Here is a 21,254-nt window from a genome sequence, read left to right as displayed (position 1 = left end):
AACGACCCAACGCTGCTTTTCTGGTATTATTTAAATTCCGCTTCTCTTACGTAGATGCCGCCGCTTGGCGTGATGTAAACACCTTCTACGTTGCTGCGTTTTCCATACAAGATTTCATCGACAGCGAGGAAAATCCATGGTGCTTCTTTGAAGACATTTTCCTGTACGATTCCATACAGCTCTTTTTGCTTCGCTTGGTCAGAGGACTGAGTCGCTTCTTTGATGCTCTTGTCTACCAGATCGTTTTTGTAGAAAGCCGTGTTTGCACCAGCCGGTGGGAAGTTCTCGCTGCTGAACAGGGAGCGCATCGCATTATCCGGGTCTGCGGACGACCAGCTTACATACCACATGTTCATTTTTGCTTCTTCAGGCGATTTGATACCGTAAATCTCATCAGACAGTGTCGCTTCTTCCATCGACTTCACTTCAACGGTGATGCCGACCTTTTGCAATTGCTGCTGGATGAACTGCATGCCCTTCATCGTATCGGAGTTGGTATTGCCCCAGATGTCGGTCGTGAAGCCATTTTCGTAGCCAGCTTCCTTGAGCAATTCTTTTGCTTTTTCAATGTTGTATTCATAGACACCCTGCTTGGCGTAATGAGCAATCGTAGGAGACATCACTGATTCCAGCTTCGATCCGTATCCTGCTTTTACAACCTTGATGAAGGCATCCTTGTCTACCGCATAGTTGATGGCTTGTCTCACGCGTGGATCGTCAAACGGCTTTTTCAGCATATTGATGGAAACATAACGGGTGATCGTAGAAGGCGTGCGCTCTACCTTTACTCCGTCCGCTCCATTCAATGTTTCTACTTGTTGCTCTGGCAGTGGATAGATGACGTCAGCCTCTCCCGTTTTGAGCATCGCTACGCGGGAGCCATTTTCCGGTACTGGCTTGTAGGTGATTTTTTGAACCTTGGCAGCACCCTTATCCCAGTGATCCGCATTCAGCTCGACGGTCAAATGATCGCCTTGAACCCACTCCACGAATTTGTAAGGTCCAGTACCGACAGGATTTTTCGCGATGTCTTTACCGTATTTTTCAAGTGCTTGCGGGCTAATGATTCCCGTCGTGAATTTGTTGATCATGGCACTGAACGGCTGGTTCAGCGTCACCTTCACCGTGTAATCGTCAACGACGTCTGTGCTTTTGATGTACTTGTAGTTGCGGTACGCACGCAGATTGTTATCTTTGTTGCTCATACGATCGAAGTTGATTTTGACCGCTTGCGCATTGAACGGTGTACCATCATGGAACTTGACGTTTTGACGCAGCTTGAATGTGTATTCAGTCGCATCCGCATTTGCCGAATATTCAGTCGAAAGTCCTGGCATCAGCTTCAAATCTTTGTCGTAAATCAATAGTCCCTCAAACATGGAGGTCTGTACCCCACTTGACAGGGCATCCCCTGTATTTTGCGGGTCCATCGTAATGAAGTTTTCGTTGACGGCCACCACCAGCTGCTCTTTTTGTTTTGCTGGCGTCTCACCTGAGTTGGCAGCTGGCGGAGCAGAAGTACCTCCTGTATTGCCGCCTGTGCCACTGTTGCCACTGGAACACCCAAATAGTAAAGCTACTGAAAAAAGGAATACAGATGCTGCTCGCAAATAAGACACTTTTTTCATGACCCAATCCCCCTTACAATTTTTATCTGATAGATGCAATCTGGATGTCCCTGGACTCATTTTCCCCGGCTATTTACGAAAACGTGACTTCTTTGCCGGTTTGCGCTGATTCGTAGATTCCGCAGAGGATTTTCATCATCTCTACCCCGTGCTGCACCGGACTGATTGTTTCCTTCTCGCCGAGAACACATGCAACGAAGTGATCGATTTCGTTTTGGAAGCCTTGTTTAAAATCAAAGGAGAGCTTATCGAGCTGTGGGCTGATGTTCAGGATCGTATCGTGTTTTTCAGATATGATCGACAGCTCCGGCTCTACCTCTGCACCGCCCTTGTCGCCATACAGCTTGACTGACAGCTCTTCTTTTTTGGCGTGAAGTGTAAAGCTGACATCTATCATCAGCGATGCTCCGTTTTCAAAGCGAATGAGCGCGTTTGCCATGTCTTCCACCGTATTTTTGGATGGATCGTAATCAGCCGCTTTGTAAAAGGAAAGGTTCTTGACGTTGGCGCGATTCCCCAGCTTGTTGTACGTATTGCCGCTGACCGTTTTGACCTTTGGGCAACCCATCAAGTACCAGCAAAGATCGATGACGTGCACGCCCAGATCGATCAGTGGTCCTCCGCCGGATCTTTCCTTATCCGCAAACCAGCCTCCCGGATTTCCTAACCGACGCAAGCAGGATGCTTTGGCGTAATAAATTTCTCCGAGCTCGCCAGCATCGATGAATTGCTTGAGCAATTGAGCATTCGTATCATAGCGGCGGACAAATCCTACTTGTAGAATCTTGCCGCTTTCCTTTACCGCTTGTTCGATTTGGAGAGCGCTTTCAATTGAGGTGCACAAAGGCTTTTCGACCAGTACGTGCTTGCCCGCCTTCAGTGCTGCAATGGAGATTTCGGCATGCGTGTTGTTCCAGGTGCAAATGCTTACGGCCTCTACCTCTTTGTCTGCAAACACATCTTCCAAATTGCTGTAATACGTTTTGGCGTTGAACTTTTGCGCCTTTTCTTTCGCTCGCTCTTCGTTGAAATCAACAACGGCATGAAGCTCTACTCGTTCGTTGTGCTGATACGACTGCAAGTGCATGTCCGAAATAGATCCAGCGCCGATTACCGCAACCTTTACTTTACTCATGCTTTGCCTCCTACTTGTCTAATTTCTTGGTTAGTTAGTTTTTTCAGTGGAGTTATTAATTGAATGATACAAAATAATCTTAATCTTTGCAATACAGTTTCACTTAGAAAATTTGAAGTTTTCTCTCGTGCTCCCATTCTGAAAATAAGAGGCCTGCTGCTCCTACGACGCCCGATTCTACGCCCAGCCTGTTCAGTTCAATGCGCACCTGGCTCGCCATTCCTGGAATGCAACGCTCGCGGACACTCTTTTCTATCTCCTGCAAAATGATAGGAGCTGTATTCATGACGCCCCCACCAAAAACTATCACTTCCGGATTAAACAAATGGATCAGACTCGTCGCCCCAACGCCCAAATAAAACCCGGCCCGTTTTAAAATATCAATCGAAAAACGGTCTCCACGCAAGGCCGCTTCCCCGATTTGCTTTGCGGTCAGCTCTTTACTGCCATGTAGCAGGCTGGCCGAAATTGCGGTATCTCCATTGGCAAGTGCCGTCCTCGCTGCATTTTCAATAGCGGTACCAGACGAGTAAATTTCCAGACAGCCCCGGTTCCCGCACAGGCAGAGCGGTCCATTCCAATCAATCGAAATATGCCCGAATTCACCCGCGCTCCCGTCAATACCAGACAACAAGCGGCCATCGCTAATAATACCAGCTCCCACGCCCGTGCTGACGGTGACATAAATCATGTTTGCCGTACCCTTGCCGGCTCCCCACATCCACTCGGCAACCGCAGAAGCATTGGCATCGTTCATCAAGCGAACAGGAAGATTGAATTTGTCCTCAATTAGCTTGCCAATCGGGACGTTGCTCCAGCCCAAATTGCTGGCAAAAATGATCTCGTTCGTTTTGCTGTCAATCACTCCAGCAGAGGCGATTCCAACACCTCGCACGCGTCTGCGGTTTACCTTTTTATCGGACATAACAGACTCAATCGCCGCCAACACCCGCTCGATTACTGCTTTTTCTCCATCCTCCGAAGTAGTAGGGAGCTGTGCCTGACTGATCATTTGCCCTTCACTATTTACCAATCCCGCAAGGATTTTCGTACCACCCAAGTCTAGCCCAATCGCATACTCGTCCATTTCCATCGCCGACCTCTCCTTCCGGTCATTCTTTGTCTATTGCTGTTAGGTGAGTTACTTTCTCCAATGGTTTTATAAACTCATGTATGTTTATTTTAAGCACAGGATTCTCTTTTCGTCCAGATTATTCTGAAAAAAATCGCTCCTAAGCCGAAAAAAAGAACCCCTATTCTGCTGTAAAGCAGAAGTGGGTTCTTTGGATTTCTATTCGGTTGCTTACTTAAACCAGCCTTTTTCCTTGAAATGCATGATGGCCTCGATTCGGTTGCTCACTCCGAGCTTGTCGAGAATCACGGAGATATAATTGCGCACCGTCCCTGTCGTAATGTACAGCTGACTGGCAATTTCTTTTGTGTTTTTGCCATCGGCGATCAGCAGAAGGACTTCCTTTTCGCGCTCAGTCAGCGGATTTTCCTGCCCGTACGCCTCGTCTACCAGCTCTGGAGCGTAAATACGTCGCCCCGCCATGATGCTGCGAATAGAAGACGCCAGCTCTTCACTCGGACTATCCTTGAGCAAATATCCGTTGGCCCCCGCTTTTAACGCACGCTCAAAATAACCTGGGCGGGCAAAGGTCGTCAGGATCATTACCTTACAGCCACAGCCCTTCAGCTCCTCAGCTGCATCCAATCCACTTTTTACAGGCATCTCAATATCCATAATGCAAATGTCCGGCTTGTGCAAATGAACCAGCTTTACCGCGTCTTCCCCATTGCTTGCTTTGCCGACGACCTTCATATCCTCTTCCAAATCGAGCAGGGAAGCCAGAGCACCGAGCAGCATCCTCTGATCCTCTGCAATGACAATACGAATCATGCCCCCGCCTCCTTTTCTGGTTGTTTGAAGACATTTGGTACGCGAATGACGATAGTGGTACCCTTTTCGGTCGAACAAATTTCCATGCTCCCATTTACGAACTCCAGGCGCTCTTTCATTCCGCGCAGTCCGTTCCCTTTCGTACAGACCGTTTCCTCGATCATCCCGATTCCGTTGTCTTTCACCTGCACGATCAGATCGGTTCGCGAGGGTTCGATCAAGATCGAGCAGCTGGTGGCATTGCTGTGCTTGACGACGTTGGTGACTGCTTCCTTCAGACACATACTGAGCACATTTTCTGTCATCAACGAGGTATTGGTCAGATTCGGATTGCCCTCTAGGACAAAGTCAATTTCGGCCGCTTTGAAAATCTGCGTGATCCGGAACATCTCGTCCTCCAGCCTCGTGCCGCGCATCTGTGTGACCATTTCCCTCACTTCTTTTAAGGCGATTCGCGCTGTTTGCCTGATCTCCTGCAGCTCTGTCTGAGCCAGGGTCGGGTTTTTCGTGATCAATTTGCTCGCTAAATCGGTTTTGAGACCGATCAAGGAGAGCTTTTGTCCCAGCGTATCATGGAGATCACGGGCAATCCTCTGCCTCTCCTCCAGCTTGACCAGCTCCGATATCCGCTTGTTCGCGTGCTCTAGCTGACCTTGCAGCTTCTCCCCTTTGTTCCAGTTGTAAGTAGTCACTGGTAATAAGATGACGGCAATCAGGCTCACGAGAACAAACGGCAACTGGTTGATAAACTCCGCATTTTTAGCGACAAAGCCCATATTGATCGTGACGACGGTACTGATCAGATGAATCGTGTAAAGCGTAATAAAGCCAATCTTGTTCTGGATGTTTCCGATAAAAAATGCGAGGAAGAGCGAGAAATACACATAGCCGAACAGCACGGTCATAGCAATAGAAATGATTATTTGCAAGCTCGTCCAAAAGTAAATCAGCCATCCTTTGGATAGAAAGGAGAGCACGTAACAAATAAAAAACACGAGAATCATGACAATCCCGATCACGACCTCATACGTCGAGGAAGACCGGAAAATAAAATAGAAGGGTAGTATGTAAAAAACTACCCAGACGTAAGGGCTCAGGCCCGTATTTTTATGGAGAATGTGATACCACTTTTGCATGGCTGCCCACCTTTTTTCTACACCCTGTTATTTAAGTGTATCCGAATCGAAGGGTATATGGCAGAGTTATTTTCCTTCCAAGCTTGGTTTTGGGCTATGAAGTGCATTCATGATGGACTCTTTGTCAGTAAGCATCTGCTTTAACTCCTTGAAGCTGACAAAGCGTTTGCCCTGCTCATCCCATAGGCGAAAGCGTAGTGCAACCAGGCTATTCGCAAACGTAATCGTTGTTGCCATCTGCAAGGGAGGCGTTTCATTATGTGCTTTTTCCAGGTTGTAGTTCGGTACTTTTGGACTCAGATGATGTACGTGGTGGAAGCCGATATTGCCTGTCAGCCACTGGAGTACTTTCGGTAGCTTGTAATAGGAGCTGCCTTCTACAGCTGCTTTCACATAGCTCCACTGATCTTCGTTTTCAAAGTAAGAATCCTCGAACTGATGCTGGACGTAAAACAACCAGATGCCCATTACACCAGAAATGTAAAAGATCGGGCCTTGTATCAAAAGAACCGCCTTCCAGCCAATCGCCCAAATCATGAGCCCATATGTGCCGACAATCAGCACATTCATCAAATAGTTGTTCAATCGTTCGCGGCGACGAGCCCCTTTGCGATTAAAGCGATATTGAAATACAAAGACAAAAATTGGGCCAATCCCAAACATAACAAATGGATTGCGATAAATCCGATATGCGATCTTCTGCCACCATGGAGCAGCCAAATATTCATCTACCGTCATAATCCAAATATCGCCCACACCGCGCTTATCGAGGTTGCCGCTCGTTGCATGATGGATGGAATGGGCGTTTTTCCACTGTTCATAAGGACATAGCGTGAGGACACCTGTGATAATTCCGAGTATATCGTTTGCCGTACGGCTTGCAAAAAACGACTGATGGCAGCAATCATGAAAAATAATGAAGGTTCGAATCATGAATCCGGCTGCGATGATTGTAAGCGGGAGTGTCAGCCAGTAGGACACAGACAAGCTCAAATACGCACCATACCAAAGCAAAAGCAGCGGACCTATCGTATTGATTAACTGTCTGATACTTGATTTGGTATCTGTTTTTTCAAAGGGGGCAACATTCTTTTTCAAATGAGCGATGTTGGATTGGTGCATTGCATGTATCCTCCTCGATATGATGCGCGCGGGTGGCGGATTTGCCAGACGCAATTTTCTATCTATATTGTAGAAAATTCAGTCAGATCCCTGTAGTCATAAACGTCAAGTCGATGACATGACAAATGTCATGGTTGAACAAGTATTTAGGGGGGATAAAAATTTCTGCGTGGCTTTGGTGGGGGGAGGAAAATGGAGAAAATGCTCCAGCTTCTTGGAACACTAGCTTAGAGGATTCACTGGACGGCTTCATGAAAAAAGCGAAACCGCGTCCAAAGTGGAAGGGTTCGGGAGGTGTCTCAGGGGTGGACGCTTAAAGGCGTGTTTCTCTTTTTTCACTACGCCTTGGTCGGTGTTCCAAAGAGCTTCGTATTTTCTCCATTTTCCTCTGCCAGCTGTTTATGTACGCCGACATTTTTAATGAGTGGGTGACAATAAAAACAAAAATCCCTGACCTATCTTCGTTCGTCAGGGATTTCGATACAGATTCGTATTAGTTATTTTGCATGGCTTCCCACTCTGCTGCCAGGATGCTCATCATGATTCGGTCGTAGCTTTTGCCTTCGCGCAGGACGGAGGAGCGCATTCTGCCTTCTTCCGTGAAGCCTGCTTTGGTGTAGGCGCGGATGGCTGGCTCGTTGTATGAGATGACGTCGAGTCCGACGCGGTTTAGGTTTAATTCATGGAAAGCGTAGCGGAGGAGCATTTTCAATGCATCGACTCCGTAGCCTTTTCCCCGGTCATTCGGGTGGCCGATTCCCATTGCCATATGAGCAGCGCGGTTATTCCACTCGATTTTGAATAAAGCGACAAAACCAATCAGTCGATCATCCTCTAACGGACGCAGCATGAACTCGACATTGTTAGTACCGCGTGTGTTTGAGGCTGCAAAGGCAGAGGGCTGCTGAGGAACTGCAAAGTCTGAATCCAGCCTGCGCAAATAGTCGAAGTCCTCACTAAAACGCGCCATCTGTTCGGCATCACCTGGATACGCCGCTGTAAAGCGAAGGAATTCACCGCGAAATAAGCTTTCATTGCTTGTTGTCATGGAAACGCTCCTTTGTTAGTTGCTATTCACCTCTATCACTGTTGGCACAATCAGATAGCTACTGCTCATAGGGCATTCTCCTTTGGTAGAAAATTACTTTTATTGTACGCGATTTCTTGGTTCATTTCTATTGATTTTGGTTGTACGCACGATACCAATAAAATGGCTGCAGCTCGTCCAGCGTTTTATACACGAGTCCACCCTCTGGCATATAGACGGCTGCCTTTACTTTTGACCCCCAGTAGAAGAGTCTTTCCTGACAGACACCACATGGCGTCAATATTTTATACGCTGCACGCTCGTCATCACGAACAACGCAGATCGTATGCGTTACGACCTTTTGCAGCTTGTGCGCCTCACAGATTGCACCCGTCTCCATGCAAAGCTCCGTCGAAGCATTCAAAACCTCTGGCGCTACACTCGTCAAAATCGTCCCGTCTTCCGTATACATCGCTGCTGCCCCGCCCCAACCGGTTGGGTATCGTTTCTGAATCAGCTCCACTGCCGCTTCGAATAAAGCTTGTTCGATGTTCATTTCCATTCTTCCTCCGTCATGATTATCTACTTCTCCATCGTACAGGAACCAAACGATAGAATCATAGAAAAAAGGAAAAGACCTCATCCAGCGAGCAGGTGAGATCCTTTTTGCCTTGCTATCTTTATTTTCCATCAATACGCTGCATGAAATCGTCTAACAGCAGGTTTGCCGCTTTAATTCCACCAGCTGTATTCCAGATCGTTTCGTTTACCCGGAATACTTGATTGTTTTTCGTTACATTCAAAGACTTGAAAATCGGGCTATCCATCCATTTTTTCGCCATGTCGGTAATCTCCGTGGAGCCTTTTGCCTCGGAAACCCAATAGAACAAGATGTCGCCGTCCATGGCAGACATGCCTTCCTCTGACAGCAGCTCCGCAAAATTATTGACATCCTGCGAAGCTGGACGTGCTACGCCCAACTGTTCAAACAGCACACCACTGAACGTATCCTTTTGATAAATCTGAACGCCTTTTTTGGAGAACTTGGCTACGGAAACCTTCATGGCCGCCTTTGGACCGAGCTTTTCCTTTGCAGCCGCTACGCGATCGTCGAACTCCTTCATTACCTTTTCGCCCTCTGCCTTTTTGTTTAAGGTTTCAGCATACAGAGCAAAGTTGGTTTTCCATCTGCCAGACAGCTCTTCGGAAAATACAGTTGGCGCAACCTTTGACAGCTGATCGTATATTTTCTCATGACGTACTTTGTTGCCAATAATCAAATCCGGATTCAGACTGACGATCGCCTCCAGATTCGGTTGATCTTCGTAACCGAGTGCTTCCACGCCATCCATCTCAGCCTTGATATGGTCGTGCCACGGCTCTCCTTCCCATGACTGTACGGCTCCGACTGGCTTGACGCTGAGTGCGAGCAAAGCCTCTGTTCCTTCATTGGTCAAAATGACTACGCGCTTCGGTTCCCCTTTGATTGCTGTCGTGCCCATAGCATGCTTGATTTCGCGTACCTCGCCTGTATCCGCTGGTGCCGGGGTGCTTGCGTCTTTTGGTGCTTCGGTTGCAGCCGGTGCTGTTGATGCTGGCGCTTGCGTCTGTTGCGCCTGATTCGCTGTCCCCCCGCAGCCTGCCAAAACGGCGAGCATACTTACCAGAAAGAGACTAAGCAGTATGTGGCGAATGTGCTGAACTCCAGTGTTTCTTTTCATCTCGATATTGCCCCCACTTCTATCAATAATCCTGTTAGTGATAACCATTATCAATTGATAGTATATAGAGACTCGCCCTGCTTTTCCATGGACGTGGTTGCCCCGTTTATATGGAGCGAATTATCCGTGACCAGCTGCTCGAAGAAAAAATGACGTGCTCTTTTGGATCATGTACTCCCTCCCGAGCGGTCCCCACGGGTCCCAGTCGCGGCTGTCCGGGTAGTAGACCTGATTTTCCCGTACCGCGCGCAGCTCTCTCCATAGCGGGTTCTGCTCCAGGGCTGCCACATGACTCTTTTCGCTCCAGATCAAAATGATTCGCTCCGGGTCGAGCGCAAGCAGCTCGGAAAACGCATCTGCCCTGTAGCTGGCATGTGTCACGCGCGGGTCAGGCTGGAAACCGAGCTTGTGATAAAACAGGTCGGTCAAGGCATGACCATAAACTCCGTACATCCGTACCTCATCTCCGAGCACACGCAGAATCGTCCATCGTCCCTTACGTGTAACGAACTTCAATGCGTCTTTTGCCTGCTTTTCCACTGTATCGATATGTCGGATGATCTCCTCAGCAACGCTCTCTTTTTGGAACATGGTTGCTATGTTCATTTGATACTCGTCCCAATGCAAATAATCGTTGAACAGCAAGGTTTGCGGCGTCTGCTTCCATTCGAGCGCATCCTCTCTTCCCTGCACATTCATTCTGACGATTACATCTGGAGACAGGCATAGGATCTCCTGCGGATCGACTGGCTGCTCGGCATTCAGCGCTTTTGTACCTCGCAATCGGTGATGCAGATACTGGGGAAACCCTGATTTCGTCGTGTAATAGCTGGGAAAAGACGGTGCAACAATCGGTTGAATCCCCATCGCTAGCAAATGATCCTGTAAAAACAGCTTGCTCACCACAGCAACACGCTGGCCTGCTTGCTTCATGTATATATATGGAGGCAGACCCTCCCGCTTTTTAAACAGCCGACTGAAATAGAGCTCATCGGAAAAACCAACGCTACGTGCCACATCCTTGACGCTATATTGGGACGAGACCAACAATTCCTTGGCCTCCTTCATCCGCAGATGCGTCAAATATTCGCTCGGTGTCATCCCTGTTGCTCGTTTAAAAGCGCGACAATACGAGCTTGGTGTCATCTGGGCAACACGAGGCAAAATACCGACATCCAGCGGCTCCCGATAGTTTTTTTGCATGTAGGCAAGCGTCGCTTCTACGGGTCCGATTCCTTTTTCCGCATGCTGCAATTGCTCGGTATGGATGAAAGAGAGCAGTTCATAAAACAAAAGCTGTCCACGTAAAATAGAAGCGTAGTCCTGCTTGGAAACAGTCGCCGCCAGTTCCTCCAGCTTGGACAGAAGAGTCGCTGGCAGACTGATCGCAAACGCAGTTGAATCCGTCTGCAAATCGGCAGCAAGCAGCGTGTTTTTCATAATCTCCACGACCTGATTGGATGGCTGCAAGGCTGCTTCCACATACTGAAGCACATAAAAAACTAGCGACCCGGTATTTCCTGCGAGTGCTTCTATTCTCATTCCAGGGGTAAGCAGCACCGCTGTCCCTGAGTTGATCTCGTTTATTTTTCCGCTAATCGTAATCGCTGCGCATCCCTCTGCCACGTAGCACAGCGCATGAGTCGGTACTTGCGGTACTCGCAAGCCAAAGCCTGCTCTCCAGCTGTGCTTTTTTAATGAGACCAGAAAATGCGACATTCTTTTGTGTTGGTTTGACATTGCCACACCCCCTTGCATTTCATATACGCCTTGTTTACTCAAGCAAGCAGAAGAGTAGACAAGCGGATATAGGATTCCTGGCTGGTCTACTCTTCTGCAAAAGAAGCTACGTATTTGTATTTAGGAGCCAGAACGAGTCGAGCGGAACATCAGGAGAAATAAATAGGGCGCCCCCAAAAGTGCTACGACAATGCCTGACGGGATATCTTTTGGAATCAGAATTGTTCTTCCAATCAAATCTGCCGCTGCCAATAGTAAACCACCCAGCAGGGCTGATATTATCACTGCCTTGCGATGATGCGAGCCAACGAGAATGCGCGCAGCATGTGGTGCAAGCAAACCGATAAAACCGACTGCCCCTACGCTCGCGACAGCCAGAGAAGCAAGGAGTACCGCAATCATCGCTACGTACAGTCTTGTGCGTCGAACCCGTAAGCCGAGCCCCATTGAGCTCTCGTCATGAAAGGATAGCAAGTCAACACGACGTCCCAGCCACCATGCCAACGGCAACAGCACGAGGAGAGCTGGCAGCAAGCGGCTTGCTTCTAAATAGCCGCGACCATACGTGCTTCCCGCCATCCAAGCGAGGGCTGGCGCTGCCAAAAGCTGCGACTGTACAATCAAAATATTGATGAAGGCTGCACCCGCTGCGGCAACGGCAATCCCTACAAGGGTCAAAATGATTGGGTTCAGTCCACGTCTCCACGATACGGCATAGACAATTGCAGCGGAAGCCACCCCACCGAGCAATGCCCCCAGTGGCATCCAGTCCGACAAGTGCGGAAAGACAAGCAAGAGCAAAATCGCTCCAACGCCAGCCCCGCTTGTCACACCGACAATTTGCGGATCGGCAAGTGGGTTGCGAACAGCGCTTTGCATCATGCTGCCGCTCACCGCCAGCGCAACGCCAGCCAATACAGCCGTCAAAACACGTGGCATCCGCAGCTCAAACATCAATTGACGATACAGGTCATTTCCTTGTCCCATAACAATAGCCCAAACCTCTGACAGCGAAATGTACATGTTTCCGCTCGCCAGGCTGATCAGCCATACGATAACTAAAAGGCCGCTGAACAGGACAATCCAGACCGGATAAGGAATCCGTGAACGCCAGCCGCCTACACTCATGGAGGTACTAGCGCCAGTGCTTGCACTTATTTTGCGAGAAACCCGCATCGCAAGCCAGATCAGCCAAGGTCCGCCGATTGCTGCGGTAATCGCGCCAGCCGGAAGCTCGCCATATGCGTTGACAAACGACCGAGCAATCGTGTCAGAAGCGACGAGCAGGGCTGCACCCCAAATCGCACTGACTGGCAGCAGCCAGCTATGTCTCGTCATCCCGGACAAGCGTACCAGATGTGGTGCAACAAGCCCAATAAAACCGATAGGGCCAACGACACTGACGCACACGCAAGTAATGAGAATGGCAATGAGCATAGCCAAGAGTCGTGTTTTTCCTACCTTTTGACCCAAGGAGCGTGCCGTTTCTTCATTAAACGAAAGCACGTCCAGTTGCCGTGCCATGAGGCATCCGACTACAATTCCGCCAATAATCAGTGGCCAGCTAAATGCCACACCAGACCAGTCATTTTGTTTGAGGGAGCCTGAGCCCCATAAAAATATTCCTTGTGTCGTTTCCTCGTTAAATAAAATGATTGCACTCGTCAGCGAGGAGAAAACGAGCGTGACGATCATTCCTGACAGCGCCACGCGCACAGGACTTCCCTTTCGTCCGCCTGCCATAGAGTAAACGGCGACTGCAGCAAGAATTCCTCCCGCCATGGCAAAAGGAAGCGGAAATTGATGCAAAATCGCCGGCCAAAAGACCATCCCAAAGACGACAAACAAATACGCTCCTGCATTTACGCCGAGTGTTGTCTCAGAGGCCAGCGGGTTGCGGGTGACCGTTTGCATCAATGCCCCCGATACTGCCAGCGCTGCCCCAGCCAAAAGGCCCATGACCGTCCTCGGCAGCCTGACACCGCGTATGAGCTGATGATCTGCAATGTCTTGCGGAGCGATAATCGCCTGAACAACCGAGCGCAGCGAGATATCAGCCATGCCCTGTGTTAAGCTCACAAACGTCAGAATAGACAGAACCACTAGCCCGCCCAACAACATCCATAACGGCCTCCAGCCTCCTCTTGAAACAGAAGGGGCTGGATGAATAACGGCTCGGGCTATTGTTTCACGTTTGACAAGACTCATTTCGTCAGCAGATCAGCCGCTTTTTTCGCCATAATTTCTGCAGACAAGGGACCGCCGTAAGGCCACATGTCGCCACCCAATGCATAGATGCGATTTTCTTTTACAAAAGTAAGACCGTTCCAAACCGGATTGTTCTTCAGCTGATTATCAATCACGTTATCATCATCCTGGATGATATGCAGGAAGTTGGCATCCTGTAAGGCAGGGAGTGCTTCTACGTCCGTAGTCGTCATCCCGTTTTGCTCGAATTTCTTCGGTTTATACGCATTCGTCAGACCGATATGCTCCAGGATTTTCACAGCAGTGGAGTTGTCGGTAGACAAACGGAATTCAACTGCATTCTGGTTGCTGTAGCCCATGGCGAGAATAAATGGAACCTTGTCTTTGCCTGCAGCAACGATTTTTTCTTTAGCTTCGGCATACGTCTTGTCGAGGTTTTGCAAAACCTTGTCTGCCTCTTCCTTTTTCCCCACAATATCCGCAATTTCTTTAAAAGTATCAATCATTCGGGAATATTGGTCACCCTCACCCTCCGTCGGGTTGGAATCAAAGGCGATTGTAGGTGCGATCTTGCTCAGTTCGTCGTAGTTTGCTTCCACATTCCGATTCAAGCCAATGATCAAATCTGGCTTCAAGAGCATGATCGATTCCAGGTTTGGTGCAGTACGACTGCCGACATCAACGGCATCGGGGGCAATTTCCACAGGAAGCTTCACCCATTTTTTCATGTTGGGAATATCCGCAATTCCTACAGGCTGTACACCAAGTGCAAGCAAATGCTCAGCACTGCTCCATTCCAATGCGACGACACGCTTGGGAACCCCTTTAATAGTGCTTTCACCCTTTACGTGCTTAATCGTACGGACCTGCTCTTCTCCAGCCTTGCCTGCTTCCGGCTGAGTTTGTGGAGCTGTTTGTGAGGACGAGCCTGCTTGCGTGCTCGTATTTGAATTTCCGCATGCAGCAAGCAACAAAAATGCAGACAAGCATACTAGAAAAAATGGCAGCTTAGCAAAACGCATGGAATGATCCCCCTTTTTTCTTGTTCTAAGTAGAGTGAACATCGCTGCTCACACGGAAATATGTACGTGTCTTTCAAGAACATATGATAATGATTATCATTATCCTTGTCAACGCTGAAAATGCAAAAAATCCCCCATCGTGTGGGGGATTCTTGATTTACGCATCTTTTGGCAAAACAATTCCGCGATACAGTCTTACCGTTATGAGATAGTACAGGGCGTAGATCGCCACGAAAATCACGGTTGGAACCCAAATGTTTACGTACGGGTCTAACAAAATAACCGAAAACATTTGCATACCCACTAGCACGTGAGTCAGTCCCATCAATGCCGGGAACAAGAAAACAAATAGCAGCTCTTTATAAATGGAGCCCACAAGCAATGATTTGCGCACGCCAATCTTTCTCAGCATGCTATAGCGATCACGGTCACGGCTAGCTCCTGAAAGGATTTTAAACATCAGGCAGCTCGCCATCATCGCCAAAAACGCTACACCCAAGAAAAAACCCATAAACATCGTCCCGCTGGTAAAGGCATAAACCGATTCGTAGGTTCCGTATTTTGTCGAGAGATATACCTCATTATCCTCTGAGACTGGCTTGATCCGTTCCTTCTGTCGCTGGTTCATTGCTTTTATGTCTTGCTTATATTTCAAAAAGTCATCGACTTTGGCTATAAAAACGCTGTGTTCATTCCCTTTTAAACTAGCAAAGGTTGCCTGATCTACGATACGCACCGGCTTGCCATCATACATATCATAGCTTATCGTAAATCCCTGGGAGATGGCTTGGTACCATTCTTCCGGCAGTTGTTCCAGCTTCTGCCCCGTTTTCTCGTCTGTTTCATCATTCATTCCATACAGATTGGCAGGGAGTGGTTCCGTGATTCGCTTTGGTTCCTTATCTGGATCGTACTGCTGCAAGGTGTTGGTAGAAATCAACGGCGGATGTGCTAAGAGATCATCCTTGAGGTAATACATCGCATCCTCATTTACTTTGTAGCGATACGTATTTTGTTCCAGTACCGTCATTTTTTTCAGTGCTTCTTGATCCGCTTCGACTGGATCGTGAAGCGTGATATCGTACACATACCCGGCGTTTGCAAACAAGTCTACGTTTTTCTGGAAAGCAAGTCCGCCTGCCATCGCCCCTACACCAAGAGCGATCAGCATCGCAACTGTACCGAGAATTTTGGTCAGATTATTCACCCGAAAACGCAGCTGTGCCAGCGTAAAAGCATTCAGATTGCGATCATTCAGCTTGCGATTTCGCTTCAAAGCCTGCACCAGTACAGGCAAGAGCGAGATAAACAACAGATACGTCCCGATCGTAGTAGCGAATGCCCCTACAAAAAATCCGAGCACCTGCAGCATTTTGATTTCAATTAGCGAGTAGTAGCCGACTGCTACGAGCACCAGCCCTATGATTGCAACCAGAACTGTTCCGATTCCTTTTGCTTTCACATTGTCGTTTTGCTGCTCCGCACGGATAAGATCAAGCTCCGTTGCACGTGCCAAACGAACCGCATTGATGATGGATGTGAGCAGAAACAGCACCAGGAAAAAGCCCCATGTCATCCACACCGACGGTAGGTAGAACGGATAGTAGCCATCTGCCGAAATCTCCAGCAGGTTCATCAACAGATTGCCGATACCACTCGACAGCCCGATGCCGACGATGGTTCCGATTACCAACGAAACAATCCCCATCATCAATGTTTCCCAAAAGAGTATCTGACTGATCTTCCCCTTCTTTGCACCGAGCACCATGTACATCCCCAGCTCCTTGCGCCGCAGCGAGAGCAGGAACGAATTGGCGAAAAAGATATAGAAAATCGTAATCATCGCAAGCAAAAACGCTCCAACGTTAAAAACGATCTGAATGGACTTGATAACCGAATTTCCTTTGGTAAAGTCCGAATTCAACGCCAGCGTCTGAAACATGTAAAAAATCGAGATCGAGATGACCAAGCCTATCAGAAGCACCAGATAGTCTTTCATCATCTTTTTCATACTAGATAGTGATAGCTTTACCAACATCTTCTGCTCCTCCTAGCGCACATCATGAGATGCACCAAGCTCGGCAAGGACATCCAGAATTTGTTTGAAAAATTGCTGACGATCCCCAGTGCGATGTATTTCCGTGTACAGATTGCCATCCTGAATGAACAAGATTCGCTTGCAATAGCTGGCACTGAATGCATCGTGCGTAACCATCATGATCGAAACCTGATGATTCTCGTTCAAATCTGTCATGGTTTCTAGCAAGCTTTTGGCATTTTTGGAATCAAGCGCTCCTGTCGGCTCATCCGCCAAAAGAATAGCCGGATCGTGCACCAGTGCGCGCGCAGCCGCCGCCCGTTGCTTTTGCCCGCCTGAAACCTGAACCGGGTATTTGGACAATATCTCTTCGATAGAAAGGGTTTGTGCTACCTTTTTCACTTTGGCTGCAATCTCTTTGGAAGCTACACCTTGCAGTGATAGAGGCAAGGCAATGTTTTCGTAGATGGACAAGTTTTCTAGCAGATTGAAATCCTGAAAAATGAAACCGAGCTTTTGCGACCGGAAATCGGCCAGCTGGTTTTGTTTCATTTGTGTAATGTTTGTACCTGCAATCTGGATAAAGCCCCCTGTTGGGCGATCCAGTGTGGAAATGACATTGAGCAGCGTCGTTTTACCGGAACCTGACGGACCCATGATCCCGACGAACTCCCCTTTCTCAATCGTCAGGGAGACCCCTTTTAAAGCATGCGATTGGCTTTCTCCCTTTTTTCCGTATACTTTCTGTACGTCTTTGACTTCCAGTACAGCTGCACTCATCTTACGTCCTCCATTCGTTAGTAACATCCGACTGCCATCGTTGTTTCTCCTCGCTATTAAATGTACCGAGTTTCGGATGGAGGTGCTATTGATCTACCTTACAGTTTACTTTCGGTTTTGTAAGATTTGGGTGGGAGGAAAAGATTAAAATTCATCTTAACCCTTGACCTTAGGTCTGACCTAACCTGTATGATTGTGACATTCCATTACGAGTGGATTATCTAAAAAGGGTGGATTCAGTTGAGTGATAATCATACATTGTTGAACTTTTCAAAAGCAGATAAGGTTATTTTGTGGCTTGGCTTTCCGCTGATTGGTTTGGTGCTTGGGTGGTTTCTTCCCGGGATTGCGAAATGGGGGAGTTCTTTGCCGTGGATACCTTTTTTCGAGGGACCTTTAAAGCTAATTGCCTCCTATCATGGGGCATGGGTAGGCATTATTACTATGATCCTCGGGTTGATTGCAGGAGTTGCCTTTACTTTCCTATCCTTTCATGAAAGCTTAGAAGTCTCTTTATACGATGACAACGTGTTTTTAAAGCTGAGAGATGAAGAAACGGTCCTGCAAAAGAAGGATATCTCACTTGTCTTTCTGGAAAAAAATCAAATAGTGTTTATCGGCAATGATGAGAAAGAGCTATTTCGTTGTAAGCAGGAGCTCCCTAAACGCACAGTCGGTGCTGCATTTGTAAAGCATCGTTATGCTTGGAGTGATTCGGACCCATTTCAAAATGATTTTAAAATATGGGTTGTAGATTCTCCTGACCTATCCCCCGCTGCGAATGCTCTCTTGAAAGCTAGGAAAATAGCAATGGAATCGGGAAATGATGAAGAAGCTTTTCAGTTGGCGAAAGAGCTTTGGAAGCTAAGAGTATCTGTAAAAGAAAAGGAGAATCGGCAATATTATCGTTAAAAATTCCCTAGCTCTCCCGCACACAACTATCTTTACACGAAAACAAATCCCCTTTCTTGCACGATGCGCCCCCATTTGAAAAGGGTTCACATCAACTGCAAAAAGGGGATTGTCTACATCTACACGCTATTATTTCTTGGCCTTGTTTTCCTCATGTCTTTTGATGATCATATCTACGAACAGGCCAATCTGCTCTCTGACAGCGATTGGGTCGTAGCGGTAGTACGTATCAAAGTCGTTGAAGAAAATTTGATTGTTTTTGGATGCAGGAAGCCCTTTCCAAACTGCTGATTCCTTCAGGTTTTTCAGGGCATCACTGTTGTTATCCGGGTTATAGAAGGTCAGGAACATGTAGTCAGCCGCGTATTCTGGCAATGTCTCCATAGACAGCTGAACAGTCTGTTCTGGCAAGTCTTTGTGCGGCATTTTCAGTTTCAACGCATTGTACACCGTTTGACCACCGCGACCAGCATTATCTCCAAAAATCCACAGATCACCCTTGTTTGCCAGCTCGTACAGCCCGACAGTTGTATTTTCGTCTACGATGCCTTTCAGCTTTTCACGGCCTTCAGCAGCCTTTTTATCAAAGTCTGCGATAAACTCATCTGCCTTTGCCTTATCCCCCACGATATCACCAAACAATGTAACGGTATCATAGATGTTCGTCGTTGTTCCGTATGGGATAAAGACGGTTGGTGCAATTTTGGACAAGGCTTCGTAGTTGTCTTCATACATGACAACAATCAGGTCAGGAGCGAGTTCCAACGCCTTTTCCAGATTCACGCGATTCCCTACATCTTGTGCTGATTTCAATTGCTCCGTAATGAATGGGTTTTGGAAAGCCATGGTTTCTGCCCCGACGACATTTCCTCCAACAGCCACCAGTTCTCCCGCGTAATAGTCCGTCACGATTCGCTCAGGCTTCTCGGGAATTTGAACGGTTCCCTTTTTCGTTTCAAAGCTGCGCATTTTTTTCTCGGCTGGCGCTTCAGTCGCTTTCTCAGCAGGCTTCGCCGTTGAACCTTCTGCTGGTGTTGTCGTCTGTGCGGTGTTGCCATTCGAGCTGTTTGTTCCACCACAAGCAGTTAAGAACAGTGAGAACATAAAAACAAGAGCAAGTACAGCCAAGAGTGGTTTGTTCTTTAGCATGATAGCCTCCCTAATATGTAACCATACAAATGACACTGATTATCATTATCGTCAAAAAATATACCAGAGAGCCTTTTTTCTGTCAATCATGCAATTGCCGTGCTCCAAAGCCCAAAAGAAAAAATCCCTTTGCAAGAAAGGGATTCGCTCTCCACCGCTATTCCGACTGCTCTACAAGCTCTGTCATTTTGACAAGGGTATACCCTTGCTCCTGCAGTCCTTCTATAATACGCGGCAATGCTTCTACAGTACTAATATCATCGAGCATATGCAGCAAAATGATGCTTCCGCTTTTCGTTTGTCCCAGTACGGTCTTCACAATATCGTCTGCCGTTTTACTCTTATCATGATCGGAAGGAATGACGTCAAACAGGGCCACGGTTTCATAGCCTGTCGCCGCAATCGCCTTGAGCACTTGCTCGTTGACCGCTCCTGCCGGTGGTCTGTAATACATCGTAGGCTTTTGTTGAATGGCTTCTGTAATAATCTGATGGGCTTTTACAATTTCCAGCTGCAGCTGCTCCGTCGTAATCTGGGTGTTGATTGGATGGGAATACGAGTGGTTCGCCACATCATGTCCAGCTTCCAGAATCGCACGCGCCAAATTCGGGTTTTTAACTGTTCCGTCAGCGCGTAGGAAGAAGGTAGACTTCACATGATACTTGTCCAGGATATTGAGAATCTTCGTAACCGTTTCGTCGCTGCCCCAATCGTCAAGTGTAATGGCAACCTTTTTCTCAGCATTTTCAACACGCTTGAATGCTTTATACTTCGCACCGCTGAAATCCGGGTTGATTTTCGCTGCATCGTATCCCTCGATCGCTGTCAGCGGCTTCTTCTCTGCCCCATGTGCAATCAGCGTCTGCAGGGGAACGAACTGATATCCAGCATTGGCAGCTCCCTTTGCAATCAACGGGATCGAGATGGGAAGATGAATATTTTCATCGAGATCGAGCGTGATGATGCCTCCGCGGTTGATATATCGACGTACGTATTTGCTCTTTTGCTCATCTGTCTCATCTTGCCAGTTATGCAGGAAAAAGCTGTACCCGATGACTGCTTCCTGTCCATTGTGAGCTGCTGCCAGACGAATGTCGTCCGTGTAGGTGCCGACCCAGGTCCTAACATATTTCGGGGTGATCCCCATATGCTTCACGATCTGTTCCTTGCTCTCTTTGATCTGTTGATAAATCTGCTCGTAGCTTAAATTCGCCAGATCTTTACCGGTCACGGCGTTGTTTTCAATTTCATGCCCTTTCGCTACAATCAGCTTTGCCAGCTGCGGCTGCTTGGCCACCTTATCGCCTGGTAAAAAGAATGTCGCCTTGATTTTGTACGTATCCAAATCCGTCAAAAGCTGATTCAGCTTTTTCTCGTCACCCCAGCCGTTAAAGGTCAGCGCCAGCTCCGGTTTTGCTGTATACACCATCGATACGGCTTTGCTCATCTCACCTGTATAACGAACGATCTTTGGGGCTGGTGGCGTACTTGGTGCAGGTGCCCCTTTCCCCGTTTTCGTATCGGCTGCATATACAGCACCTTCTACCCCAATACCGCCAAGCAGCATGACAAAAGCAGTAGTCACTCCGATTACTTTGGTCAGCCAGCGCTTCTTGAAACTAATTTTATCCACTGTCATTGCTTCTACTCCCTTATCTATTTTTTATGCTCCCCTTGCATGCCTTTCGCCAAAAAATCCAGTCAACACGAAGGAAGTGTTGAACTGGTTTTTG

At 47.9% G+C, this 21,254-nt stretch carries 17 protein-coding genes; 1 reads left to right on the top strand and 16 read right to left on the bottom strand.

Annotated elements, in window-relative coordinates:
- Positions 1 to 26: 26 nt before the first annotated feature.
- The 14 genes from ADS79_RS01945 to ADS79_RS01875 all read right to left on the bottom strand — a co-directional run bounded on the left by ADS79_RS01945 (position 27) and on the right by ADS79_RS01875 (position 17,460).
- Positions 27 to 1,628, bottom strand: coding sequence for a glutathione ABC transporter substrate-binding protein (locus ADS79_RS01945; RefSeq protein WP_049736721.1), 1,602 nt, complete (start codon positions 1,626 to 1,628; stop codon positions 27 to 29).
- Between the two features lie 73 nt (positions 1,629 to 1,701).
- Positions 1,702 to 2,763: a Gfo/Idh/MocA family protein gene (locus ADS79_RS01940; RefSeq protein WP_049736720.1), complete on the bottom strand. Its 1,062-nt coding sequence runs from the start codon at positions 2,761 to 2,763 to the stop codon at positions 1,702 to 1,704.
- Between the two features lie 103 nt (positions 2,764 to 2,866).
- Positions 2,867 to 3,856, bottom strand: coding sequence for an ROK family protein (locus ADS79_RS01935; protein WP_049736719.1), 990 nt, complete (start codon positions 3,854 to 3,856; stop codon positions 2,867 to 2,869).
- Positions 3,857 to 4,066: 210 nt separating this feature from the next.
- Positions 4,067 to 4,666 (bottom strand): response regulator transcription factor, encoded by a 600-nt coding sequence (locus tag ADS79_RS01930; RefSeq protein ID WP_049736718.1) that lies wholly within the window; start codon positions 4,664 to 4,666, stop codon positions 4,067 to 4,069.
- Positions 4,663 to 5,802 carry a sensor histidine kinase gene (locus ADS79_RS01925; RefSeq protein WP_049736717.1) on the bottom strand — a complete coding sequence of 380 codons (1,140 nt, stop codon included), beginning with the start codon at positions 5,800 to 5,802 and terminating at the stop codon, positions 4,663 to 4,665. Before ADS79_RS01925 ends, ADS79_RS01930 begins: the two co-directional genes overlap by 4 nt.
- A 66-nt stretch (positions 5,803 to 5,868) precedes the next feature.
- Positions 5,869 to 6,924: a Delta(5) desaturase DesA gene (gene desA, locus ADS79_RS01920; protein WP_049736716.1), complete on the bottom strand. Its 1,056-nt coding sequence runs from the start codon at positions 6,922 to 6,924 to the stop codon at positions 5,869 to 5,871.
- Positions 6,925 to 7,417: 493 nt separating this feature from the next.
- Positions 7,418 to 7,972 carry a GNAT family N-acetyltransferase gene (locus tag ADS79_RS01910; protein ID WP_049736714.1) on the bottom strand — a complete coding sequence of 185 codons (555 nt, stop codon included), beginning with the start codon at positions 7,970 to 7,972 and terminating at the stop codon, positions 7,418 to 7,420.
- 127 nt (positions 7,973 to 8,099) lie between these two features.
- Entirely contained in the window at positions 8,100 to 8,507 is a 408-nt protein-coding gene (locus tag ADS79_RS01905; RefSeq protein ID WP_049736984.1) for a cytidine deaminase, read from the bottom strand.
- A 124-nt stretch (positions 8,508 to 8,631) separates the two neighbouring features.
- Positions 8,632 to 9,672, bottom strand: a complete 1,041-nt coding sequence (locus tag ADS79_RS01900) for an ABC transporter substrate-binding protein (protein WP_049736713.1) — start codon at positions 9,670 to 9,672, stop codon at positions 8,632 to 8,634.
- 120 nt (positions 9,673 to 9,792) lie between these two features.
- Positions 9,793 to 11,412 (bottom strand): AraC family transcriptional regulator, encoded by a 1,620-nt coding sequence (locus tag ADS79_RS01895; RefSeq protein ID WP_049736712.1) that lies wholly within the window; start codon positions 11,410 to 11,412, stop codon positions 9,793 to 9,795.
- Positions 11,413 to 11,532: 120 nt separating this feature from the next.
- Positions 11,533 to 13,620, bottom strand: coding sequence for a Fe(3+)-hydroxamate ABC transporter permease FhuB (gene fhuB / locus ADS79_RS01890; protein WP_084765555.1), 2,088 nt, complete (start codon positions 13,618 to 13,620; stop codon positions 11,533 to 11,535).
- On the bottom strand, positions 13,617 to 14,642 hold the full coding sequence (locus ADS79_RS01885) for an ABC transporter substrate-binding protein (RefSeq protein ID WP_049736710.1): 1,026 nt from the start codon (positions 14,640 to 14,642) through the stop codon (positions 13,617 to 13,619). The genes fhuB and ADS79_RS01885 overlap by 4 nt, the downstream gene beginning before the upstream one ends.
- Before the next feature lie 157 nt (positions 14,643 to 14,799).
- Positions 14,800 to 16,680, bottom strand: a complete 1,881-nt coding sequence (locus tag ADS79_RS01880; RefSeq protein WP_049736709.1) for an ABC transporter permease — start codon at positions 16,678 to 16,680, stop codon at positions 14,800 to 14,802.
- Between the two features lie 12 nt (positions 16,681 to 16,692).
- Entirely contained in the window at positions 16,693 to 17,460 is a 768-nt protein-coding gene (locus ADS79_RS01875; RefSeq protein WP_049736708.1) for an ABC transporter ATP-binding protein, read from the bottom strand.
- 240 nt (positions 17,461 to 17,700) lie between these two features.
- On the opposite strand from ADS79_RS01875, the gene ADS79_RS01870 reads away from it, so the two are divergent.
- Positions 17,701 to 18,372: a YqeB family protein gene (locus ADS79_RS01870; protein WP_049736707.1), complete on the top strand. Its 672-nt coding sequence runs from the start codon at positions 17,701 to 17,703 to the stop codon at positions 18,370 to 18,372.
- A gap of 129 nt (positions 18,373 to 18,501) precedes the next feature.
- Here the strand turns inward: ADS79_RS01870 and ADS79_RS01865 are convergent, their stop codons facing one another.
- The gene (locus ADS79_RS01865; protein ID WP_049736706.1) at positions 18,502 to 19,521 is read right to left on the bottom strand and encodes an ABC transporter substrate-binding protein; all 1,020 of its coding nucleotides are present in this window, start codon (positions 19,519 to 19,521) and stop codon (positions 18,502 to 18,504) included.
- Positions 19,522 to 19,678: 157 nt separating this feature from the next.
- Complete coding sequence (locus ADS79_RS01860; RefSeq protein ID WP_049736705.1) at positions 19,679 to 21,160, bottom strand: polysaccharide deacetylase family protein; 1,482 nt, start codon at positions 21,158 to 21,160, stop codon at positions 19,679 to 19,681.
- Positions 21,161 to 21,254: the final 94 nt, after the last annotated feature.

This window comes from Brevibacillus reuszeri, from assembly GCF_001187725.1.
GTDB classification, from domain to species: domain Bacteria; phylum Bacillota; class Bacilli; order Brevibacillales; family Brevibacillaceae; genus Brevibacillus; species Brevibacillus reuszeri.
The sequence above is the reverse complement of the archived record's forward strand: the minus strand, read 5'-3'. Positions and strand labels throughout refer to the sequence as shown.

Excerpts from the sequence above, each read along its gene's own strand:
- ADS79_RS01945 (WP_049736721.1), bottom strand. The coding sequence starts at position 1,628 with ATGAAAAAAGTGTCTTATTTGCGAGCAGCATCTGTATTCCTTTTTTCA.
- ADS79_RS01940 (WP_049736720.1), bottom strand. The coding sequence starts at position 2,763 with ATGAGTAAAGTAAAGGTTGCGGTAATCGGCGCTGGATCTATTTCGGAC.
- ADS79_RS01935 (WP_049736719.1), bottom strand. The coding sequence starts at position 3,856 with ATGGAAATGGACGAGTATGCGATTGGGCTAGACTTGGGTGGTACGAAA.
- ADS79_RS01930 (WP_049736718.1), bottom strand. The coding sequence starts at position 4,666 with ATGATTCGTATTGTCATTGCAGAGGATCAGAGGATGCTGCTCGGTGCT.
- ADS79_RS01925 (WP_049736717.1), bottom strand. The coding sequence starts at position 5,802 with ATGCAAAAGTGGTATCACATTCTCCATAAAAATACGGGCCTGAGCCCT.
- desA (WP_049736716.1), bottom strand. The coding sequence starts at position 6,924 with ATGCACCAATCCAACATCGCTCATTTGAAAAAGAATGTTGCCCCCTTT.
- ADS79_RS01910 (WP_049736714.1), bottom strand. The coding sequence starts at position 7,972 with ATGACAACAAGCAATGAAAGCTTATTTCGCGGTGAATTCCTTCGCTTT.
- ADS79_RS01905 (WP_049736984.1), bottom strand. The coding sequence starts at position 8,507 with ATGAACATCGAACAAGCTTTATTCGAAGCGGCAGTGGAGCTGATTCAG.
- ADS79_RS01900 (WP_049736713.1), bottom strand. The coding sequence starts at position 9,672 with ATGAAAAGAAACACTGGAGTTCAGCACATTCGCCACATACTGCTTAGT.
- ADS79_RS01895 (WP_049736712.1), bottom strand. The coding sequence starts at position 11,412 with ATGTCAAACCAACACAAAAGAATGTCGCATTTTCTGGTCTCATTAAAA.
- fhuB (WP_084765555.1), bottom strand. The coding sequence starts at position 13,620 with ATGAGTCTTGTCAAACGTGAAACAATAGCCCGAGCCGTTATTCATCCA.
- ADS79_RS01885 (WP_049736710.1), bottom strand. The coding sequence starts at position 14,642 with ATGCGTTTTGCTAAGCTGCCATTTTTTCTAGTATGCTTGTCTGCATTT.
- ADS79_RS01880 (WP_049736709.1), bottom strand. The coding sequence starts at position 16,680 with ATGTTGGTAAAGCTATCACTATCTAGTATGAAAAAGATGATGAAAGAC.
- ADS79_RS01875 (WP_049736708.1), bottom strand. The coding sequence starts at position 17,460 with ATGAGTGCAGCTGTACTGGAAGTCAAAGACGTACAGAAAGTATACGGA.
- ADS79_RS01865 (WP_049736706.1), bottom strand. The coding sequence starts at position 19,521 with ATGCTAAAGAACAAACCACTCTTGGCTGTACTTGCTCTTGTTTTTATG.
- ADS79_RS01860 (WP_049736705.1), bottom strand. The coding sequence starts at position 21,160 with ATGACAGTGGATAAAATTAGTTTCAAGAAGCGCTGGCTGACCAAAGTA.